The sequence below is a fragment of the Candidatus Delongbacteria bacterium genome, from assembly GCA_020634015.1.
Taxonomy (GTDB): Bacteria; CAIWAD01; CAIWAD01; order CAIWAD01; family CAIWAD01; genus JACKCN01.
Genome location: JACKCN010000001.1, coordinates 515,064 through 534,029 on the forward strand (window position 1 = coordinate 515,064; position 18,966 = coordinate 534,029).

An 18,966-nucleotide genomic window follows, 5' to 3' on the forward strand; every position below is an offset into this window, starting at 1 on the left:
AAAATTCTCCATGCCCAAGCCCTGAAACATTCATAACAATGGTATGGTTTTTGCCGTCCTTCAGCCTCAACCAATTGATTCTTCCCTGTCCAACTTCTTTTCGGAGGCCACATGCATTCCACGCCCGACTCCGCCTGCTCCAGGGTGGCTCCATTCCGTGTCGCCATGGTGACTGCCGCCATGGCGCTGGCTTTCCTGCCGCGCGCGCAGGCCCAGGTGTCCGTGGGTGGTTCGCCACTCAGCAGCACCATGCGCTCGCTGGCACCCGCTCCCATTCACAGTCTGGGTTTCATTGACCTGGCCGCGCTGGCCGCCGAGGACGCCCAGGCAGGCAAGGACGAAGCCTGGCGCTTCGGCGCAACCGTCGAGGCCGATCTCGGCCTGGACAATGCGGGGATCTGGACCCGGCTGGACAATGGTGACAGGCTCTGGCGCCTGAGCATCCACAGCGACGGGGCCTACAGCCTGAACTGCCAGTTCGACCAGTTCGTGCTGCCCGCCGGTGGTCGCCTCTTCGTTTACAACTCCGACCGCAGCATGGTGCTGGGTGCCTTCACCAAGGCCAACAACAAGCCCAACGGTCAGTTCGCGATCCAGCCCGTCGAAGGGGAAACCATCACCCTCGAATACCTCGAACCGGCCAAGTACGAAGGCAGCACGCTGCTGCACATCAACACGATCGTGCACGACTACCGCGACTTCTACGGCATGGCCAGCCAGCGCAACTTCGGCGATTCGGGCTCCTGCAACAACAACGTGGTCTGCCCCGAAGGTGCGCCATGGGCCAACGAGATCCGTTCGGTGGGCATGCTGCTGGAAGGCGGATTCAGGTATTGCAGCGGGGCCATGATCAACAACACGGCCGACAACGGACGCCAGCTCTTTCTGAGCGCCAACCACTGCACGCCCGGTGCCAACGACATCATCATGTTCAATTACAACAGCCCCACCTGCGCCAATGCCAACGGGCCCACGAACATGACCGTGCAGGGTCTGACCCAGCTCTCCAACGGCTCCGCCTCGGACTACTGGCTGGTGGAAGTGGTTGAGACAATTCCCCAATCATATGGCGTCTACCTGGCCGGCTGGGATGCCACCGGTACCGTGCCGCCTTCGACCGTGGGCATTCACCACCCCAGCGGCGACGTGAAGAAGATCACCTTCGACAACAACTCCCCGGGCATCTCGGCCTATGGCGGGGGCAGTGGCACCAATCACTGGCACATCTTCAACTGGGAAGACGGCACCACCGAGGGCGGATCATCGGGCAGTCCCCTGTTCAACAACAATCACCAGATCATCGGCCAGCTTCACGGCGGAACCGCCAGCTGCAGCAACAACATCGATGACTACTACGGTCGCCTCTCGGTGTCGTACAGCGCGGGTGCCGGGACCTACCTCAATCCGGGTGGCGGCATCCTCAGCCAGGCCGGCCGTGAGCTGTATGCCGGCGGCGGCAGCGGCCCGGTGAACGACACCTGCGCCAGCGCCACGATCGTGAGCGACGGTGTGTATCCCTTCGACACCACCGAGGCCGCGGCCGACCAGACCATGCCCTGCGCCAATGGCGGTGGACCGGACCTCTTCTACCTCTACAACAGCCCCTGCGGTGCCACCGTCACCGTGAGCACCTGCAACGATGCGGATTACGATACGGCTCTGGGTTTGCTGAGCGACTGTTCGGGCACCTATCTGGCCTGCAACGATGACTTCGCCGGTTGCAACCTGACCTCCAGCATCACCTTCACGGCCGATCCCGGAGTGGATTACGTGATTCAGGTGGCTGGCTACGACGGCGACAGCGGCACCGGAAACCTGACCATCAGCAGCGTGGGCGGCGTGCCCAACGAAACCTGTGCCACGGCCATGGCGGTCGGCACGGGCAGCCATGCCTTCGATACCAGCTGCAGCAGCCAGTCGCTGGCCATGACCTGCGCCTCGGGCGGCGGCCCCGATCTGTGGTACAGCTTCTCCGCCCCTTCGGCCGGTACCCTGGAAGTGAACACCTGCGGCAGTACCGCGTGGGACACGGCTCTGGCCCTGTACTCCGATTGCAGCACCGTGATCACCTGCAATGACGACGACTGCAGTGTGCAGTCCCGCGTGACCAGCAACGTATCCGCCGGCAGCACGACCCTGATCCAGGTCTCCGGTTACAACGGCAACAGTGGTGCGGGCAGCTTCAACCTGCTCTTCACCCCGACGGCCAACAACAATGATCTGTGCGAGAACGCCATTCCGGTTGGCGAAGGCGTGACCGCCTTCAGCAATGTGGGCGCAACCACCGACGGCCCCGACGAGCCCGGCGCCTGCACGGCCTTCAACTACACCAATGTGGGTTCCGACATCTGGTACGAGTACGTGCCTGCCGTGAATGCCGACGTGACGGTCAGCCTCTGCGGCAGTGGCTACGACACCAAGATGGCGGTCTACGAAGGCAGCTGCCCCGCGGTGGAAAGCGCCATCGCCTGCAACGATGACTTCTGCAATCTGCAGTCCGAGGTCACCTTCGCGGCCCTGGGCGGAACCAGCTACATCATCCGCATCGGTGGGTACAACGGCGCCACAGGCTCGGGCACGATGACCATCAGCCTGGTGCCCACCTGTTCGGACCTCACCCCGCTGGCTCCCCAGAACCTGAGCGTGAGCATCGTGGGCAACACCGTCAACCTGAACTGGGATGACGTGACCGAAAGCGTGGCGGGTTGCCCGCTGGCCGCCGTGTCCTACACGGTCTGGGCCACGGATGCCGATGGCAATGTGAGCGTGGCCGGCAGCAGCGCGGTCAGCAACATCAGCCTGGTGGGCTACAATGCCACGGGCACCGTGCGCACTCTGCAGGTGACCGCCTCCGAAGTGGTGGCCCGCGGTTCGCACAACACGATCGAGAATGCCTCATCCGAGCGCAGCAAGCCGGTGGAAATTCTGCCGCGCAAGCAGTCCCACTAGACGTCAGACTCCATGATCGATACAAGGGGCGGCCTTCGGGCCGCCCCTTTGTTGTTGCCTTTCAAAGCTGAATGACAGCGATTGCGCTTGCCCGGATCGCTCGGGTTCCCGTCCTTCCCGGCCATGAAAACACGCCCTGTTTCAATTGCCAAGTCCATGCTGGCCAGCCTGCTGCCGGGACTCTCCCTGCTGATTGCACCCAGTGCCCAGGCGGTACCGGTCGACTTTCAGGTGGAGCTGGCGGTGGCCCAGGCCTACGGCCAGCTGGTGGATGGCTCGGTGGTGTTGCTGGCGGGCGACTTCAACGCCTGGGACGGCAGCCAGAACCCTCTGACCGCGCAGGGCACTCTCTGGCAGACACAGGCGGAGTTGAGCCCTGGATTTCACCAGTGGAAATTCGTGATCCAGGATTCCGGCGGCGGCCTGCTCTGGGAAAGTTCAATCGAGAACCGCCAGTCCGTGATCCCGGCGGGACCGCTGCAACTGCCATTGGCCTGGTGGGACCGGCTGGACGCGCCGGCGATTCCCCTGCAGCCAGCCCAGATTCGCTTCCGGTGTGACACATCCCTGATCCAGGCCCAGGGACTCTTCCATCCCCAGAGTGACCAGCTGGCCATCCTGGGCGCCCACACGGCTCTGGGCAACTGGCAGCTTCCATCGGCCCTGCTGGATCTCGAGCAGGGAAGCGAGTACGGAGCCTGGCTGAGTTTCTCGGGACTCTGCGAGCAGCCCGTGGCCTGGAAGACGGTGGTGATCCCCGGGGATGGTGCTCCTTGGATCTGGGAAGCTGGATTGGATCACAGTCTGGTCTGGTCCGGCAGCAATCTGGACGCCTGGCCCCCTCCGGCCGGGGATGGGGTTGCCGATGCCGAACTGCCCTTGCGTCTGTTCGGTCACGGTCCGGAGTGGCAGCCGGAAGAGGTCGCCCTGGGCGCGGATCTGTCCTTCACCGCCCGGCTCGAATCGGAAGGCGCGGTCTGGTCACGCAGGGGAGAAGCCGGGGACCTCTTCGACCTGTATCGTGACACGGGCTGGAGCATCCTGCGTCTGCGACTGTGGCACAGCCCCAACGACCCCTGGCACGGACTGGATTCGACCATTGCCCTGGCCCGGCGTGGCCAGCAGGCCGGATTCCGTCTGCTGCTGGACCTGCATTTCTCCGACAGCTGGGCCGATCCCGGCCAGCAGACTCCTCCCGCCATCTGGCAGGGACTGCCCCTGGCCACCCTGGCCGACTCGCTGCGCAACTACACCGCGCGCGTGATCCAGCGATTCCATGGCGAAGGCCTGGACCCCGAATGGGTGCAACTGGGCAATGAAATCGACGGTGGCCTGCTCTGGCCCGTTGGAGCCGTGGGAGGAGCCAACGATACGCCCGCGCAGTGGGACAACCTGGCGACCCTGCTCGCGGCGGCCGCCGAAGGTGCCTGGCAGGACCTGCCCGTGGATGCCCGCCCGCGCCGCCTGATCCATCTGTCCCAGGGGGGCAATGCGACCGGCGTGATGCGTTTCCTTGAGGAGATGGCGAGCCGTGGCCTGAGCTGGGAAAGCACGGGGCTCTCGTTCTACCCTTGGTGGCATGGCGACTTCAGCGCATTGCGCACCACGCTGGGGCGCTTGTGCACCGAGCGCCCGGAAGAGGTGCTGATCGTGGAGACCGATTACCCCTGGACGCTTGACTGGAACGACAACACGGGCAACTTCGTCGGGCTGCCCGAGCAGCTGCTGGAAGGTTTTCCGGCCACTCCCCAGGGACAACTGGACTACTATCGCGCCCTGCGCGCACTCTGCCGCGACCAGCCGGGCACGGGGGTAAGCGCGATCTGTCTCTGGGAACCGGCCTGGATCAGCACCTCCGGTTTCGGCAGCGTGCAGGAGAATCTGGCCCTCTTCGACTTCCAGGGCAACGCCCTGCCCGCCCTGGATCTGCTGGTACCGCGGGCGCCCCAGCTGCAGCTGCTGAGTGTCTCACCCGGCTTCCTGAGTCTTGTCTGGACAACCGTGGACGGTGCGGGCGAATACCGGGTCGAGAGTGCGCCAACACCCGATGGGCCCTGGCGGATTGCAGCCGAATGCAGCGTGTCGGGCTGCGTCTTTCCGGCCCCCCTGGGAACACGCTGCTATCGTGTGGTGGCGCTTGCCGGCGGACCCTGACCACGGGATTGCAGGGCACAAATGAACAGCCCCCCCGCCGGAACCGGCGGGGGGGCTGTGTCTGCATTCTGGATCGGGATCAGTCGATCTTGGCCGGCAGGGTCGGCCGGGCCGGCGCGCCCTCCGGTGCATCGGCCGCAACGGTGTTCACCAGGGTGAAGGCACCCGTGGTGCCATTCACGGTGCCCACGGTCCACCACCAGTTGTCCCCCGCCTGGGGCGTGGTGGGAATGGTGTAGGTACCGATCAGGGTGCGGCCATTGAAGACCTGGACCACCGCTTCGGATTCGGTCAGGGTATTGTTGCCCGAGTACTCGTAGATCGCATAGGTGTACATCCCGGGATACAGTTCCTGGATCGTGACCACCTCGGGTCCGTAGGAACTGGTGTCATCCACGTCCAGCCAGGCGTAGGGGGCCGAAGTGGGAGTGCCGCTGTTGGCGTAGTACACGTGGTGCGTGGTGCCTTCGATCTCGGGCGTGAAGAGGTGCGAGTCCAGGTCGCGCGGGTTCTCGCCCCAGGTCAGGATGAACTTGTAGTCATAGGCCGTTCCCTGAGTCACGATCGTGCCGATGTGGATGGTGGGCAGCACGAAGGTGGTGCCTTCCAGTTCCAGGGTGTAGTAGCAGAATTCGAACACATCCTCGGAGATGAAGCCGAAGAGGCCGAAGGCCACCTGCTCGAAGGCGTCGTAGCTCATCGAGCCGAAATCCAGACCCACGGACACGTTGCCATCACGCAGGGAGGCCCCATTGCCGTAGGCACGCAGGAACAGGAAGGGCGACCCCCAGGTCTGTGCCTGCTGGTACACGCTCTCCAGGTTGCCCTGGGCACAGTGCTCGCTGAAACCGGGATCCTCATAGAGCAGGCTGAAGAGGTTGGGATCGGTGGTCCATTCGTAATACTCGATGGCCTGGGGAGTCAGGCTCAGGTTCACGGTCTGGTCGCCATCGATGCTGGACAGATCCATCAGCTGAAAATTGCTGTAGTAACCCTCCAGTTCGGCCCAGATCAGACCCAGGGCATCCCCCTGGAACAGTTCGACATGCACGCCCGAGGTGGGCTGGCCATTGGCCGTGATGTGCACCTGGATGTCATACTGGGCCAGATCCAGTGTGATCGATCCGGCACTGTCGGTCGTTCCGGCAGCATGCTCGGGTTCCAGGTTCAGTCCCCCGGTCGTGGTCGATTCTTCGGTGCAACCGGTGGTACCCAGCAACAGCCCGAGCATCACAAGCCCGGACCCAAGTGCATTGCGATTCTTCATGGCTTCTCCTGTATGATTGTGTTCGGCCCGGATCGTCCAACCCGCCAGAATCGACATGACGACGAGAGCCTTTCGGGTCATTATCGTCAGAAATTCCGTTCGGATTTGCCACGGATGGTGGGGGAAAGTTGACTGTTTCGCTCAGGCCGAGCGCCGGAGAGGCCCGTAGCTCTCCCGAGGAATCTTTCGTGCGACGGCCTGTCCAAGGTCGCTCTCAGACTCTGCGGGCGACAAGTTTGGCGCTTTTCCCTGCCGATATCGCTCGGGTCTTCAGCCCGGCAGGCACCAATGCCCGCTCATCGACCACCAGCGCATGGGAATCCGACATGACTCCAGCATCCACGGCACACCAGACCCTTCCATTCGAGATGGACTCCTCCGGCAGCCCCCTGGACCTCTGCCTGCGCGAAATGGCGCAAGGCAACTTCCTCCAGGACCCCGGCACCCAGGGCTCGATGGAAGACGCCATCCGCCTGCTGTCACGCTTTCTGGTGCAGCGCAGCAAGCACGACCTCAAGGACACGGTGGCCATGTCCCAGCGGGCGAGCGAGTCGATGGCCGCCGTGACCTTCCTGACTGCCGACATCCGTGAGGCATCCGAGAATGCCGACACCATCGCCTCCGCCGTGGAACAGCTGGGCCAGGCGATTGCGGATGTCCGGGACAGCAGCTCCCGGACCGCCGGAAGCGCCAATCTGGTCGAGGCGGATGTCTCACAGGGTCTGGAGGCGATGACCCGCGCGGTGGAAGCCATCGTGGCGATCGCGCACTCGATGCGGACCACCGGCGAACAGATCCAGCGCCTCAACAAGGATTCCGAGCAGATCGGGCAGATCGCCCGTGACATCGAGCGGATCGCCGCCCAGACCAACCTGCTGGCCCTGAACGCGACCATCGAAGCCGCGCGCGCGGGCGAGGCGGGAAAGGGCTTCGCCGTGGTGGCCAACGAAGTCAAGGAGCTGGCCAATCAGACCGCCCGGGCGACACAGCACATCAATGCCCAGGTGCTCACCATCCGGAATGGAATCGCCACCCTGACCGAAGCGGGATCGCGGACCGGCCAGGAGGTTGCCAGCGGCCAGGAGTCCATCCTCAGCGCACAGAGCAAGCTGCAGGACGTCTCACAACACGTGAAGCAGGTGATGGAAAGTGTGGTGGCCAATGCGGCCAGCGTCGAGGAACAGACCGTCGCGACCCGGGACGTGGCCCGCAGCGTGGGCATCATCGCCAGCAAGGCGCGGCGCGCGTCCGTGCTGGCCGACCGCGCGGTGGATGCGGTGGCCGGCCAGGAGCAGATTCTGAAGCGGCAGATGGACTCGCTGGACCAGCTGGACATTCCCGGCAAGGTGCTCGAGCAGGCCAAGTCGGATCACTTCGCCTGGAAGAAGCGACTGGCCGACCTGCTGATCGGCAGGACGGGACTGGACACGGCCTCGCTCACGGATCACCGTCAGTGTCGTCTGGGCAAGTGGTACGCCTCCGTGAGCGACCCTGTGATGCGCCAGAGCAGCGAGTTCCAGTCACTGGACGAACCCCATGCCCGCGTGCATGCCCATGCCCGTGAGGTGGTGCGGTTGTTCAATGCGGGTCTGAAGGAGGAGGCCGAAGCGGAGTACGCCCGCATGGAAGAGGCCTCCGTCGATGTGGTGCGCCTGCTCGAAGCGCTGGCCGCACGACGGGATTCCTGAACTCATCGCGCGGGAACCGGATGGCCTCGGGTCCGCTCAGGCCTGCTGCCGGGACCGGGCCAGAGCCTTCTTGAGCATCACGATCTGGCCCGCGTGGTACAGGTCGTGCTGGGGTGCCCCCAGAAACTGGGTGGCCGCCGTGAACTCCGAGCCCAGCGGGTCGCCAAGACGGGCGGGGGAAAATTCGCCCACGGCGCGGACCAGCTGCCGGTTCAGCTGGTCAAGCCTGGCCAGGTCAGCCTGCCAGAGGTCGTCGCGCACCTCCTGGACGGAGGGCCACTCCTGATCCTCCTCCAGCTGGATCCGGTCACCCTGGATCCGCCCCAGCACCAGAGCGTAGCCTGACGCCATGTGGAGCACGATCTCCCAGATGCTGTGGGCACCGGCGATCGGGTGGGCTGCCGCGTCCTCGGCCGTGATTCCCGCCAGCACCTCAAGCACCGCGGGGCCATGCCAGGAGTCGCCCCGGAACGCGCGTTCGATCTGGTCGGCCAGCAAGGTCATCTCCATCCTCACTCCTTTCCACTTGTTCCATTCAGTCCCGGACCGGTTCGCGCATCGGCGGCAGACCATCGGCTGCCGCTCGCGGGCAGAGTCTCAGCGCGCGCGCAGCACGCGGGCCGCCTCCGCCATGGCCTCCAGCTTGGCCCGGGCGATTTCCCAGCTGTTCATCGGGCGCTCGCTGAAGGTGGCGAAGCCGCAGTCCGGGTTCAGCGACAGGGCTTCAGGCGAGTAGTGCTCGAGTGCCTCTTCGAGGCGAGCCAGAATCCCGTCCACCGATTCCACACCGGGCGAACGGGGATTGACCACGCCCAGGCCCAGTGACTTGCCCGCGAAGGTCATCAGATCGCCCGCGCGCGGGGTGGCATACTCAAGCACCAGCTGCTGCACCTCCAGGCGGGCGAAGACCGGTTCCAGCGGGCGATAGCTTCCGGCCAGCAGAGTGTCTTCCCGGGTGCTCCAGTTGCCCCGGCAGACATGCAGCGCGCTGCGGCAATCCGACTCGGCATGGATGGCCGAAACCACCCGATTGATCAGACCAATCGCGAATTCCAGTTCCTCGGCAGGATCCTGGCGTGCGGCCAGGGCGGCGCACATGAAAGTGCGGGTCTTGCCCTGGGTGAAGACCAGTTCGGTCAGCACGGGCTCGTCCAGCTGGATCACCGCGGCTCCCGCGGCCGCCGCCTCGCGCACCTCGGCCACCAGAATCGCCACCACATCCTCGGCCAGGTCTTCCTTGCTTGCGTAGGCCGCCGAGCTCACTTCGGGCACCCAGAGCGCACGGCTGAGGATGTAGGGGCCGGGCAGTGTGACCTTGAGTGGTTCGTCACACAGTGTCCGCAGGAAGCGCAGATCCTCGGTCACCAGCGGCTCCCGTCGCTCCAGTCGTGCGATGCAGGTGGGATTCTGGATCGAGGCCGCGGGCACATCCAGGCGTTCGAGCAGGTCCTCGAAACCCTCGCGATCCTCCACCAGCTCCAGCATGTCGGCCAGGGACATCAGGCGTGTGCCGGCCAGCTTTTCACTGACGAATGAGTAGAAGTTGTCGCGGGTCAGTTCGCCGTCGGTGATCAGGTGCACGCCCGCCCGTCGCTGGATCTCGACACACTGGCGGATCTCCTCGCGCGCCTGGTGCAGGAACTCGGCGCGGGAGAGACTCCCGCGCCGCTTGTTGCGCTGCGCCAGCAGCAGCCGGTGGCTGCGCGGCCAACTTCCCACCGTGCTCACCGGAAACAGTGGCAGCCCGCTCATCGGACCTTCCCGGCCGCCGTGCTCCACTCTCCGGCATCCCGACGCTCGAAGAAGTTCTCGTCGTGCACCGCGCGTGACAACTCGGCAAAACCGGAGGTGCGGCCAGGCAGCCAGGCCTTCAGTCCTTCCATGTCCATCATCTCGCGATGATCCGGGTTGGAGTAATCCATGCTGAACAGCACCCTCAACCAGTGATCCTCATGATCCGGTTCCAGGTGATCCAACACCGCGAAGACACAATGATCGAACAGTCCGGTGGTGGCCAGAATCCGGTAACCAGCCCGGTCGATGCTGCCATCGGCGCACCATGTCTCCCAGTTCAGGTCCAGCATGGCGCAAGCGTCCAGCTGCCCGGACTTGAGGGCATCCAGGGCGTCCCGTTCTCCGCCGATGTGATCGCCGTGCTTGCCCACCAGCACATCGAAGCGCCGGCAGTCCAGGTCCCGGGCCGGGTCCAGACCCGCTAAACGCAACAGGTTCAGCGGAATCAGCGCAGCCTGGGGTGAATCCCAGGCCCCCAGACCCAGACGGCGCCCGCGCAACTCAGCGACCGAGGCGGGGGCATTCTCCGTGCGACAGACGATGTGCGAGACCCGGTCACGGTCGGTGTCACGCATGGCAATGGCCCGTGCGCTGCCTGGAGCCTGGCGTACGGTATCCAGCCAGGCCAGCGGGCTCTGCCAGGCGATCTGGATCTGCCCCTCGAGCAGAGCGCGGGTCTGCAGTTCATAGTTGCTGTAGAACACATAGTCCATGGGACAGCCGCTGGCGTTGAAATAGGCCTTGATGATATCCCAGATCAGCACCACGCGGGGGTCGTAGACCACGGCTCCCAGCAGAATTGGTTTGGACATCCTCTCCCCCTATCCGAACACGGGCAGGCCCACCAGGGCCCGGCCGATGAATTCGCGGATCACGTCGGAAGTGGGCGCCATCACACTCATCGCGCGGCAGTCGCGGAAGCAGCGCTCAACTTCCAGATGCTTGCTGAAGGCGGCGCCGCCGCAGGCCAGCATGGCCAGCTCGGTGACGTCGCGTGCCGAGTCGGCTGCCGAGGCCTTGCTCTCCAGAACTCCCAGCAGTGTGCTGTCATCCGGGTTCTCGACCGAGTGCAGCACGCTGGCGATATGAGCCCGGGAACGGTCCACCTGGATCCGCATCTGAGCCAGTCGGGCCCGCTGGGTGGGCAGATCCGCCAGGCGGCTGTCCAGGTGATCCAGCCGACTGCCCGTGAGATGGGCCACGGTCTGCTGCACGGTGGATTCGGCCAGGCCGGTGGCAATGGCCGCGCAGCCGAGCTGGAAGATGGGCAGCACCACCCCCAGCATGATGTCCAGGGCCTTGCCCGCCTCGCCGATGCGGCGCTCGCTGGGCAAGTGGCAGTTTTCCAGGTCCATGGGGGCGCTGCAATTGCCCCGCAGGCCCATGCCATCCCAGCCTCCTGCGATCCGCAGGCCTTCGTCACCCTTGCGCAACAGGTAAAGGTCCACACCTTCGCCGGTCACGCTGCTGGCCGTGGCCACATAGCCATCGGCCTCGCCCGCGGTGGTGACCCAGCTTTTGGCCGCATTCAGCACCACTCCCGTCCCGTCCGCGGTCGTCCGGCCCACGGGAGCCCAGAAGTGGCTGCGCGAACCCTTCTCGCTCCAGGCCAGTGTGCTCAGGTGGCGCCCGCCGGCCACCTCGCCCAGCAGGGCGGCAAAGGGCCCCGCGGGATCCACGGATGCTTGCTGGATGTAACACGCCGTGCCGCAGACATGCATCAGGTACACCATGGCCGTGGATCCGCAGCGTTGAGCCAGCTGTTCCAGAACGGCCATCGTGCCCCGCACCGAAACGCCCATGCCCCCGAGGGTTTCGGGCACGGTCAACCCCATGAAGCCTTCGGCAGCCAGAGCGTCCATGGCCTCTCGCGGAAAGCGCCCATCCCGGTCCACAGCGGACGCGGCGGGCGCGATGATCTTGTCGGAAAGCACAGCCACCCGGGCTGCGATCGTCGTTTCTCGCTCGTTCAGTCGGTACATGAAAACTTCCCTTTCGTTGTGTGAATGAAATGTCGTGAACGATGACTCACAGAAGGTTCAGTCGGATGGACACCGGGCAGCCCCGGCGCAGGCTGTTCAGCAATACCGCGCGAGCGCAGGCCTGTTCCCAGAGAACGGGCAGGGCGCACATGGCCTCTTCCTCCAGGCAGACCACATGGCACACACCATGGATGGTGGCAAGTGTGGGACACCCGCTTTCGCCCACCACTCCAAGCGCGACCAGTGGGTTGTCGAGAGTGGCTGTCAGACTGAGTTCAAGGGAATCCAGCGCCAGACCCGAGCGCTGGCACAGGGAGTAAAGCAGGTTCAGCAGCTCGGACGCGAGCGCAGCGAGAGCCAGGTCGAGTGAGGAGGGCGCAGTGCGGTCGGCGCCGATGCCCAGAGGCTCGCCGACGGGAAAGGAAGGACCGCTGCCCTGGGCATGACAGCCCCCGTCGTACCGGACGCGAACTCGCGCCGAAAGGACCGGGGCACTCACGTGGACGCTGCTTGAAGGCGAAACCGTGTGTGGTGAAACATGGCCCAAGATACTCCCGCGCCCGCCCCGAACGCAAGCGGGCCCGCGGGAATCTCAGGGCCGGTCAGCCAGCCCGGAAGCCCCAGTCGCCCGGGGCGGCCGCATCGAAGCGGCCACGCTCTTCCAGATGGGCGGCGTCCAGCAGGTCCTGGGTGAGCAGGCCGTCGCCGCGTGTGGCGGCCGCCAGCAGCGCACCGTGCATCACGAGAGCAATCTGCCCCCCGTTGAACACGAAACGCCGGGCCAGTTCCGCAAAGGGAATCGGTTCCAGCAGGGGCACGGCCGCGGGCAGGTGCTGGCGCCAGATGTGTTCGCGCTCGGCGGGACCCGGCTCGTGGAACACAAGTTTCAGGTCGAAACGGCGATTGAAGGCACTGTCCAGCACCTCGACCAGATTGGTGGTGGCCACCACGATGCCCGGCACCCGCTCGAGCCGCTCGAGAAACAGGTTGAGCATCTCGTGTCGCATCTGGTCGGACCCCGAGTCGGGATGCCCGCGCTGGAGCAGGAACTGGTCGCACTCGTCCAGCAGCAACACGGGGGCCTTCTCCGTCGAGGCCACGATGCGCTCGTAGTCGTCGAAGAGCGCGCTCACGTTCTGCTGGCTCTCGCCCACCCACTTCGAGAGCAGGCGCCCCACATCGGTGACCAGCAACCGGCGGTCCAGACGCTGGGCCAGTGCTTCGGCGCAGAGGGTCTTGCCGGTGCCCGAAGGGCCGCTCAGCAGCAGGCGCAGTCCATTGGACACGGGGAGGGCTCCTTTGGAGGCGAGTCCGTCACCCAGCGACTGGACCTCACTCCAGACACCCCAACGTGCCAGGCGCTCGCGCGTGCCGTTCTCGAAACGCCGCAGCAGCGAATCCAGCCCTTCGAGTGTGTCAGCGGGCAGGACCAACTGGTCCCAGCGACGGATCACGGGGCGCTCCTTCAACAGCTCGGAGCCGGCCAGCAGATTGGCTTCCCGGGGTTCCGCATCGGCCCCCTGGCCCATGATGCGTTCCAGGGCCCTGGCCGTCAGGGCCACCCGGTTGGGAAACCGACCGAAGCGCCCCCGGGCGCCCACGGTGATCAGTTGGTGAGTCAGCAGACGGCTCCCGGACTGGAACAGACGCCGCTGACGGATCTGGTCCAGGGGGTTGGTGCCCAGCACGGCACACAGTTCCTCAATGGAGCAATCCATGCCGCGCAGATTCTCCTCGAGCATGTAGACCAGCAGGTCGCGTTCGACCGGCTCCAGACCGCACTCACGCACCAGCTCGAGGAAGGGCAGGGGCTCCTGGCTGAGGCGGGCCTTTTCTTCCAGTCGGCTCCAGGCCTGCTCGCGGCCACTGCGTGTGTCGCTCTCGGGCACCCCTTCGCCACCACTCTCGTGCAGGAACTGACCGTAGTCCACCAGGTCGGCCAGGAAACGCTCATTGTCCACGGGAAGGTCCGCGGGTTCCGTGATGCAGGCGCGGCCATCGCCCTGCAGCAGGCGCCGCAGAAAGGCAGGATGCAGCCCGATCCAGCCTTCGACCAGATCCAGTCTGCCGGGCGCGATGGGCGCACCGGGCAGACCGGGCCGACGCTTTTCGTCGCGACTGAGCAGACGCAGGGTCTGCATCACTTCCAGGCGCTCGAGCAAGCCCAGCCGGCCGGTGCCTTCGGGGCGGATCGCACGCACCAGACAGAGCACACGCTGGCTGCCGTCGCCTTCGATCCAGGCGGCAAAGAGCAGCGCCAGCATCTGCAGGTCTTCGTCCTGCAACTCGCGGGTCATGGAGTAGCCACCCGCGTCGAGCCTGGAGCGCAGCGTGTCCAGTTCGGCCTTAAAGGGCGAGGTGGGAATCCGCGAGCGTCCTTTGCGGGCCCGATCACGCCGGGGGCGCGTCGGTGGGCCGTCGGGAGGAAAGTCCAGCGGGTCCAGAGACTGCTGGCCATCCGCGAGGCGAATGGCCAGCTCGAGCAGAGCCTGGGGCACAGGAAATTCGGCGGAACTCATGGCACCTCCCTTTTTTCGGCTCAAGATAGCCGGCAGGTCGCCGGATTCTGACCAACTGGGAGGCGGCATGTTGTTGCGTTGACATTTTCCGAGGAATGGAGTCCTCGCCCCGGCGAGAAGGGCATGCGATGGAGCGAACGGGACGCTTTCGTCAGGCGGTGGGCGTCCCATCATCATAGGCCGCCAGGGCCTGGCCCAGCAGCTCGCGGATTCTGGCTCGCAGTGGCGGCGGTCCCAGCACTCGACAGTGCGGGCCCCAGCGCAGGATCCAGGCTTCCAGTTCACTGGAGAGCCCAACGCTCATCGCCATGGTCACGGATCCGTCCTCGCGCTGCTCCAGTTCCTGCGAGGGATGCCAGAGCCGCTCCTGGACGAACTCGGCCACGATGGCCGAGAATTCCAGCCGCACCTCGGCCGGTTCCGATTGCCAGACTCCAAAACTGCCGTTGAGGAAGGTGCCCAGATCGAAGCCCGGCTCGCGTTCGAAGGTGTCTTCCAGCAGATCCACCTGAACGAAACGCTGGGCCGCCAGCGAGATCCAGCTCTCCGCGCCGGCCTGGCGTGATACCAGGTAGATCGCGCCTGCCACCAGCGCCAGGCTGTAGGGATGAATCAGGTACTCGCGGCCTTCTCCGCCCGCCCCCAGCTTGCGGTAGCGCACACGGCAGACCCGGCGTTCGAGGATCGCCTGCAGCAGACGCAGCAGCACCTGCCCGCCCGCTCCACCCTGGACACGCCCGGGCTGCTTGATGCGGAACGTATCACCAAGTCCCAGGATGCCGCTGCGCGCCACCACCCCGTTCAGCGGCAGCAACTGTTCAAGTTTCTCGATCACCTGCGCGAGGGCCTGTCCCACGGGGGTGCCCTCGAAATGCTCGCCGAACTGGGCCAGCAGGATCGCGGCCAGAGCCTCGTCGGCATTCAGCAGTTCGGGCAGGAAATGAAATCGCCGCTCCAGGCTGAAGTGCAACTGCCCATGAGCGCCCGTCTCGCGACGCAGGGGCAGGCTGCTCTCCTCGATCAGCACCAGAGTGCGCTGCAGGGTGCGCTGGGGGATCTGGCGGTCGAAGTGCTCGAACAGGTCCTTCACGGTCACCCGGTCGCGCACGCTGAGCACCTGGAGGATGCGCAGGGTGCGCTGGAGCTGGCTGAGTTCGGACATGGAGATTCTCCGCTTGGATGACCGGAATGCCACCCGGATCACCCGGGTGGCACACGGTACTCCAATATGAAGAGTCGATCAAGGCCTGCTTGCCCCTCTTCGCAAGATCCCGGTCCGCGGCTCCACGGGTCGGTAGGCCTTGCATGAGGAGGCCGCCCACCCGCGTGCCAGCCGACCGGGGGCCGCCGCATCCGCGAAGACCCGTGCGGCCAGAGCGAAGATGTTGTATCACATGGGATCTGGAGCCGCTTGCACCGCCATCCGGTACTGTCTGGTGGTCGTTGGCGCCGAGCGCGATGCAAGGCGTGCGGCCCCATGAAACCAGTGGCAGACCCACGTCATCCGTTTTGACCGCACATCGGTGTGGTCCATCTGATCGACTCGTCCGGGCGGATGGCGCGCCGACTGTTGCCCAATCCCGGGACCTGGCCCGTGGAGAGTCCCGATTCCTGTGCCTGCCCCGTGCAGCCTGGCTCATGGATTTGCTTGCTAATGATTTTTCATTATCATCTCCGATCAACCAAAACCCCAGAATCGTTGTGAAGGGAACCATGATGAAACGTGTTGCGGGGTCAAGTCCATTCCAAAGGGCGGTCGCCCTGCTGGCCATCGCGGTGGTTGCCACCACCCTGGTCGGCTGCTCCGATGATGACACGCACGCTGAAGAAGAGCATCTGGATGCCACCGGGTCCGCGCTGGTGTTCGAGGGCGATACTCTGGTGAAAGCCACTTCCGGCAATGCATCCGATGTGAGCGGTCTGGTCACCCTCGCCATGGGTGACACTCTGGGGCCCTGCCAGGTCCTCTTCCTGTCGGACGAAGGTGCCTGGTTCATCCCCGAGGAAGAAGAGGGCGAGGCGCACGCCGAACACGAGCACGGGCTTGAGATCCGCAGTACGGGCGGGTTCAGTGGTTTCGGGGATGCCGAAACCTGGCAGGTCTGGTTCGTGCCGTCCGCCGTGGGCACCGGCAGTTTCCGACTGGCCGTGCTGCACGAAGGTCACGATGACTATGTGTCTCCGCTGTTGCCGGTGCAGGTCGTTGCCGCACCCTGAGGAGACATCCTTGATTTCCCTTCTCTTGCGCCATGTCATCAGGCCTGCCGGCATCCTCTGCGTGCTGGCAGGCGTGCTGGCGTCCACGAAACCTTTAATCGCTGCTCAGCCGGACGATTGCGCGCGCGTGGACGGCCGCGTGCTGGATGCCACCACTCTCCAGCCTCTGTCCCATGTGAACGTCTACATTCCGGAACTGCGCATCGGCGAGGGCAGCCATTCCGACGGGGAGTTCCATCTGGACCACATCCAGGCCGGACGCTGGACGCTGGTGGCCTCGCGCGTGGGGTACCGCGACATCCGCCGCAGCCTGGTGCTGGACAGTTGTGACTCGCTGGTGCTGGAACTGCTGTTGCAACCCAGCCCGACCATGCTGGCGGAACTGCAGGTCACGGCGGAGTCCGGTGAGGCACGCACGGGGGACGAGGCCGCCGTGACACGCCTGAATGGCGAGGAGCTGCAGCGCCATCTGGGCACGACCCTGGCCGCCACCCTGGACGAGCAGGCGGGCATCACCAGCCGCAGCATGGGTCCCGCTCCGGCACGTCCCGTGTTGCGGGGACTCAGCGGCGACCGACTGCAGTTGCAGGAAGATGGCCATGCGGTGGGCGACCTGTCCTCCACCTCGGCGGATCATGCCGTGGCCATTGACCCCGCCAGTGCGCGTTCCGTGTCTCTGTTGCGGGGTCCGGAGGCGCTGGTACACACGGGAAGCAGCATCGGCGGCGTAGTGGACGTGCAGCGCGGAACCATTCCACCGGCCCGCGCCCATGGTGTCTCGACCACGGCACTGCTCAGCCTGGAAAGTGGCAGCAGCTCCATGGTGGCGGGTGCCTCCATGGATGCGCCCCTGGGCCGCCAGCGCATTCACGTCGATGGGTCCTGGCGCGAAGGCGGTGATACCCGCACGCCGACAGGCAGATTGGGCAACAGTTCCATCTCGACACAAGGCTTCTCCACGGGCCTGCGGTTGCAGGAGGGGCTGGGGCTCGAGGGGCTTTCCTTCACCCTGCTGGAAAGCGATTACGGCATTCCCGGGGGATTCGTCGGGGCGCACCCCGGAGGTGTCGACATCGGCATGAGCCGCCGCAATGCACGGGCCCGATTCGGCTGGCAGCCCGGCCTGAGCACACTGGATCACATCGAGCTGGAAACCACGGCATCCACCTACCGTCATGTCGAGTACTCGAAAAGCGGGCGGATCGGCATCTCCTTCGACGTCCAGAACATGGGAGCAAGACTGCTGCTGCACCAGCGCCCCGCGGAGCAGCCAAGGGCCCTGCTGCTGGGGATGGAGGCCGCCCGCCGATCTCTGGTGACCGGTGGTCTGACCCAGATGCCCTCGGTGGACCAGAACAACGGCGCCCTGTTCCTGCTGAAACACTGGCAGCCCGGCCAGCTCACGCTGGTGACCGCGGCTCGCCTGAATCACACCACGATCATGCCCGAGCGCGAGCGCATCAGCTCCGTGGTGGGCCACATCAGGGAACGATCCTTCACGGGCGCCGGGTTCTCGCTGCGAATGGAACATCCACTCGGGGGCATTTTCAGCCACTCCCCGGACAATGCTCTGCACGGAATCCGGGCGGGCATGCTGCTCAACCAGGGTTGGCGCGCTCCCACCATGGAGGAACTGTTCAGCGGGGGGCCGCATCTGGCCGCCTACTCCTACGAGATCGGCAATCCGGAACTGGAAGCGGAACTGGGCAGCAACGGGGAACTGTACCTGCTGGTCGCCCGCAAAGGGCTGCGCTCACGACTGGCCGTGTATGCCACACGCTGGCACAGGTACATCTTTCCCGAATTCACGGGACACTTCAGCAGCAGGCGGGCCGATCTGTATGAGTACCGCTACACGGGCCAGGATGCCATCCACCGGGGCTGGGAGCTGGAACTGGAATGGACTCCCGCAGAGCCATGGTCGGTGAATCTGGAACTGGCGGATGTCCAGGGCTGGCTCGTGGACGGCAAGGTACCGCTGCCCGAGACTCCACCTCTGCGGGGACGGCTGGGAATGGACTGGCAGAACAGTCTGCTGGTGCTGGGGCTGTCCCTCGAGGCCGCCGACCGCCAGGACCGCGTGTACCAGAGTCCCGCCCCGGACGCGATTCCCGAGGCGGCCACCGCGGGGTGGGCACGCCTGGACGGGCAAGTGTCCGTGCGCCTTGTGCGCGGCCGCGCCCTCCACAGCCTGATGCTCTCGGTGGACAACCTGCTCGATCGGGAATATCGCGACCACCTGAACCGTGTGCGCAGCGTGATGCCCGAGACCGGCCACAGCCTGCGCTTGAGCTGGAAAGTGTATCTCTAGCTCCCCACCCCCCGGAATCCGCCCAGCTCAACATCCGATCTCAACGGCTGCCCCATCCATGACGGCTGCTCCTCCCGGAATGGTC

At 65.2% G+C, this 18,966-nt stretch carries 13 protein-coding genes; 5 read left to right on the forward strand and 8 right to left on the reverse strand.

The annotated features are described in order from the left end of the window. Positions 1–111 precede the first annotated feature (111 nt). Positions 112–2,949 carry a hypothetical protein gene (locus H6678_02180; protein MCB9472599.1) on the forward strand — a complete coding sequence of 946 codons (2,838 nt, stop codon included), beginning with the start codon at positions 112–114 and terminating at the stop codon, positions 2,947–2,949. A 156-nt stretch (positions 2,950–3,105) separates the two neighbouring features. Continuing rightward, complete coding sequence (locus H6678_02185) at positions 3,106–5,103, forward strand: glycosyl hydrolase 53 family protein (GenBank protein ID MCB9472600.1); 1,998 nt, start codon at positions 3,106–3,108, stop codon at positions 5,101–5,103. A gap of 79 nt (positions 5,104–5,182) precedes the next feature. Here H6678_02185 and H6678_02190 read toward each other — a convergent pair whose 3' ends face one another. Continuing rightward, the gene (locus tag H6678_02190; GenBank protein MCB9472601.1) at positions 5,183–6,370 is read right to left on the reverse strand and encodes a hypothetical protein; all 1,188 of its coding nucleotides are present in this window, start codon (positions 6,368–6,370) and stop codon (positions 5,183–5,185) included. Between the two features lie 326 nt (positions 6,371–6,696). On the opposite strand from H6678_02190, the gene H6678_02195 reads away from it, so the two are divergent. Further along, a complete protein-coding gene (locus H6678_02195; protein MCB9472602.1) occupies positions 6,697–8,058 on the forward strand; it encodes a CZB domain-containing protein in 1,362 nt (453 codons plus the stop codon). 36 nt (positions 8,059–8,094) lie between these two features. Here H6678_02195 and H6678_02200 read toward each other — a convergent pair whose 3' ends face one another. From H6678_02200 to H6678_02230, 7 genes are all read right to left on the reverse strand, one after another. Then, on the reverse strand, positions 8,095–8,568 hold the full coding sequence (locus H6678_02200; protein ID MCB9472603.1) for a DinB family protein: 474 nt from the start codon (positions 8,566–8,568) through the stop codon (positions 8,095–8,097). Between the two features lie 87 nt (positions 8,569–8,655). Beyond that, entirely contained in the window at positions 8,656–9,810 is a 1,155-nt protein-coding gene (locus H6678_02205; GenBank protein ID MCB9472604.1) for a cobalamin-independent methionine synthase II family protein, read from the reverse strand. Further along, positions 9,807–10,664, reverse strand: a complete 858-nt coding sequence (locus H6678_02210) for a PhnD/SsuA/transferrin family substrate-binding protein (GenBank protein MCB9472605.1) — start codon at positions 10,662–10,664, stop codon at positions 9,807–9,809. Before H6678_02210 ends, H6678_02205 begins: the two co-directional genes overlap by 4 nt. A gap of 9 nt (positions 10,665–10,673) precedes the next feature. After that, complete coding sequence (locus H6678_02215) at positions 10,674–11,834, reverse strand: acyl-CoA/acyl-ACP dehydrogenase (GenBank protein ID MCB9472606.1); 1,161 nt, start codon at positions 11,832–11,834, stop codon at positions 10,674–10,676. A gap of 46 nt (positions 11,835–11,880) precedes the next feature. Next, positions 11,881–12,333 carry a hypothetical protein gene (locus H6678_02220; GenBank protein MCB9472607.1) on the reverse strand — a complete coding sequence of 151 codons (453 nt, stop codon included), beginning with the start codon at positions 12,331–12,333 and terminating at the stop codon, positions 11,881–11,883. Positions 12,334–12,436: 103 nt separating this feature from the next. Next, complete coding sequence (locus H6678_02225; GenBank protein MCB9472608.1) at positions 12,437–14,353, reverse strand: ATP-binding protein; 1,917 nt, start codon at positions 14,351–14,353, stop codon at positions 12,437–12,439. Positions 14,354–14,504: 151 nt separating this feature from the next. After that, the gene (locus tag H6678_02230; protein ID MCB9472609.1) at positions 14,505–15,515 is read right to left on the reverse strand and encodes a WYL domain-containing protein; all 1,011 of its coding nucleotides are present in this window, start codon (positions 15,513–15,515) and stop codon (positions 14,505–14,507) included. A 554-nt stretch (positions 15,516–16,069) separates the two neighbouring features. On the opposite strand from H6678_02230, the gene H6678_02235 reads away from it, so the two are divergent. Then, positions 16,070–16,570 (forward strand): hypothetical protein, encoded by a 501-nt coding sequence (locus H6678_02235; protein MCB9472610.1) that lies wholly within the window; start codon positions 16,070–16,072, stop codon positions 16,568–16,570. Positions 16,571–16,580: 10 nt separating this feature from the next. Further along, a complete protein-coding gene (locus tag H6678_02240; GenBank protein MCB9472611.1) occupies positions 16,581–18,881 on the forward strand; it encodes a TonB-dependent receptor in 2,301 nt (766 codons plus the stop codon). Positions 18,882–18,966 lie beyond the last annotated feature (85 nt).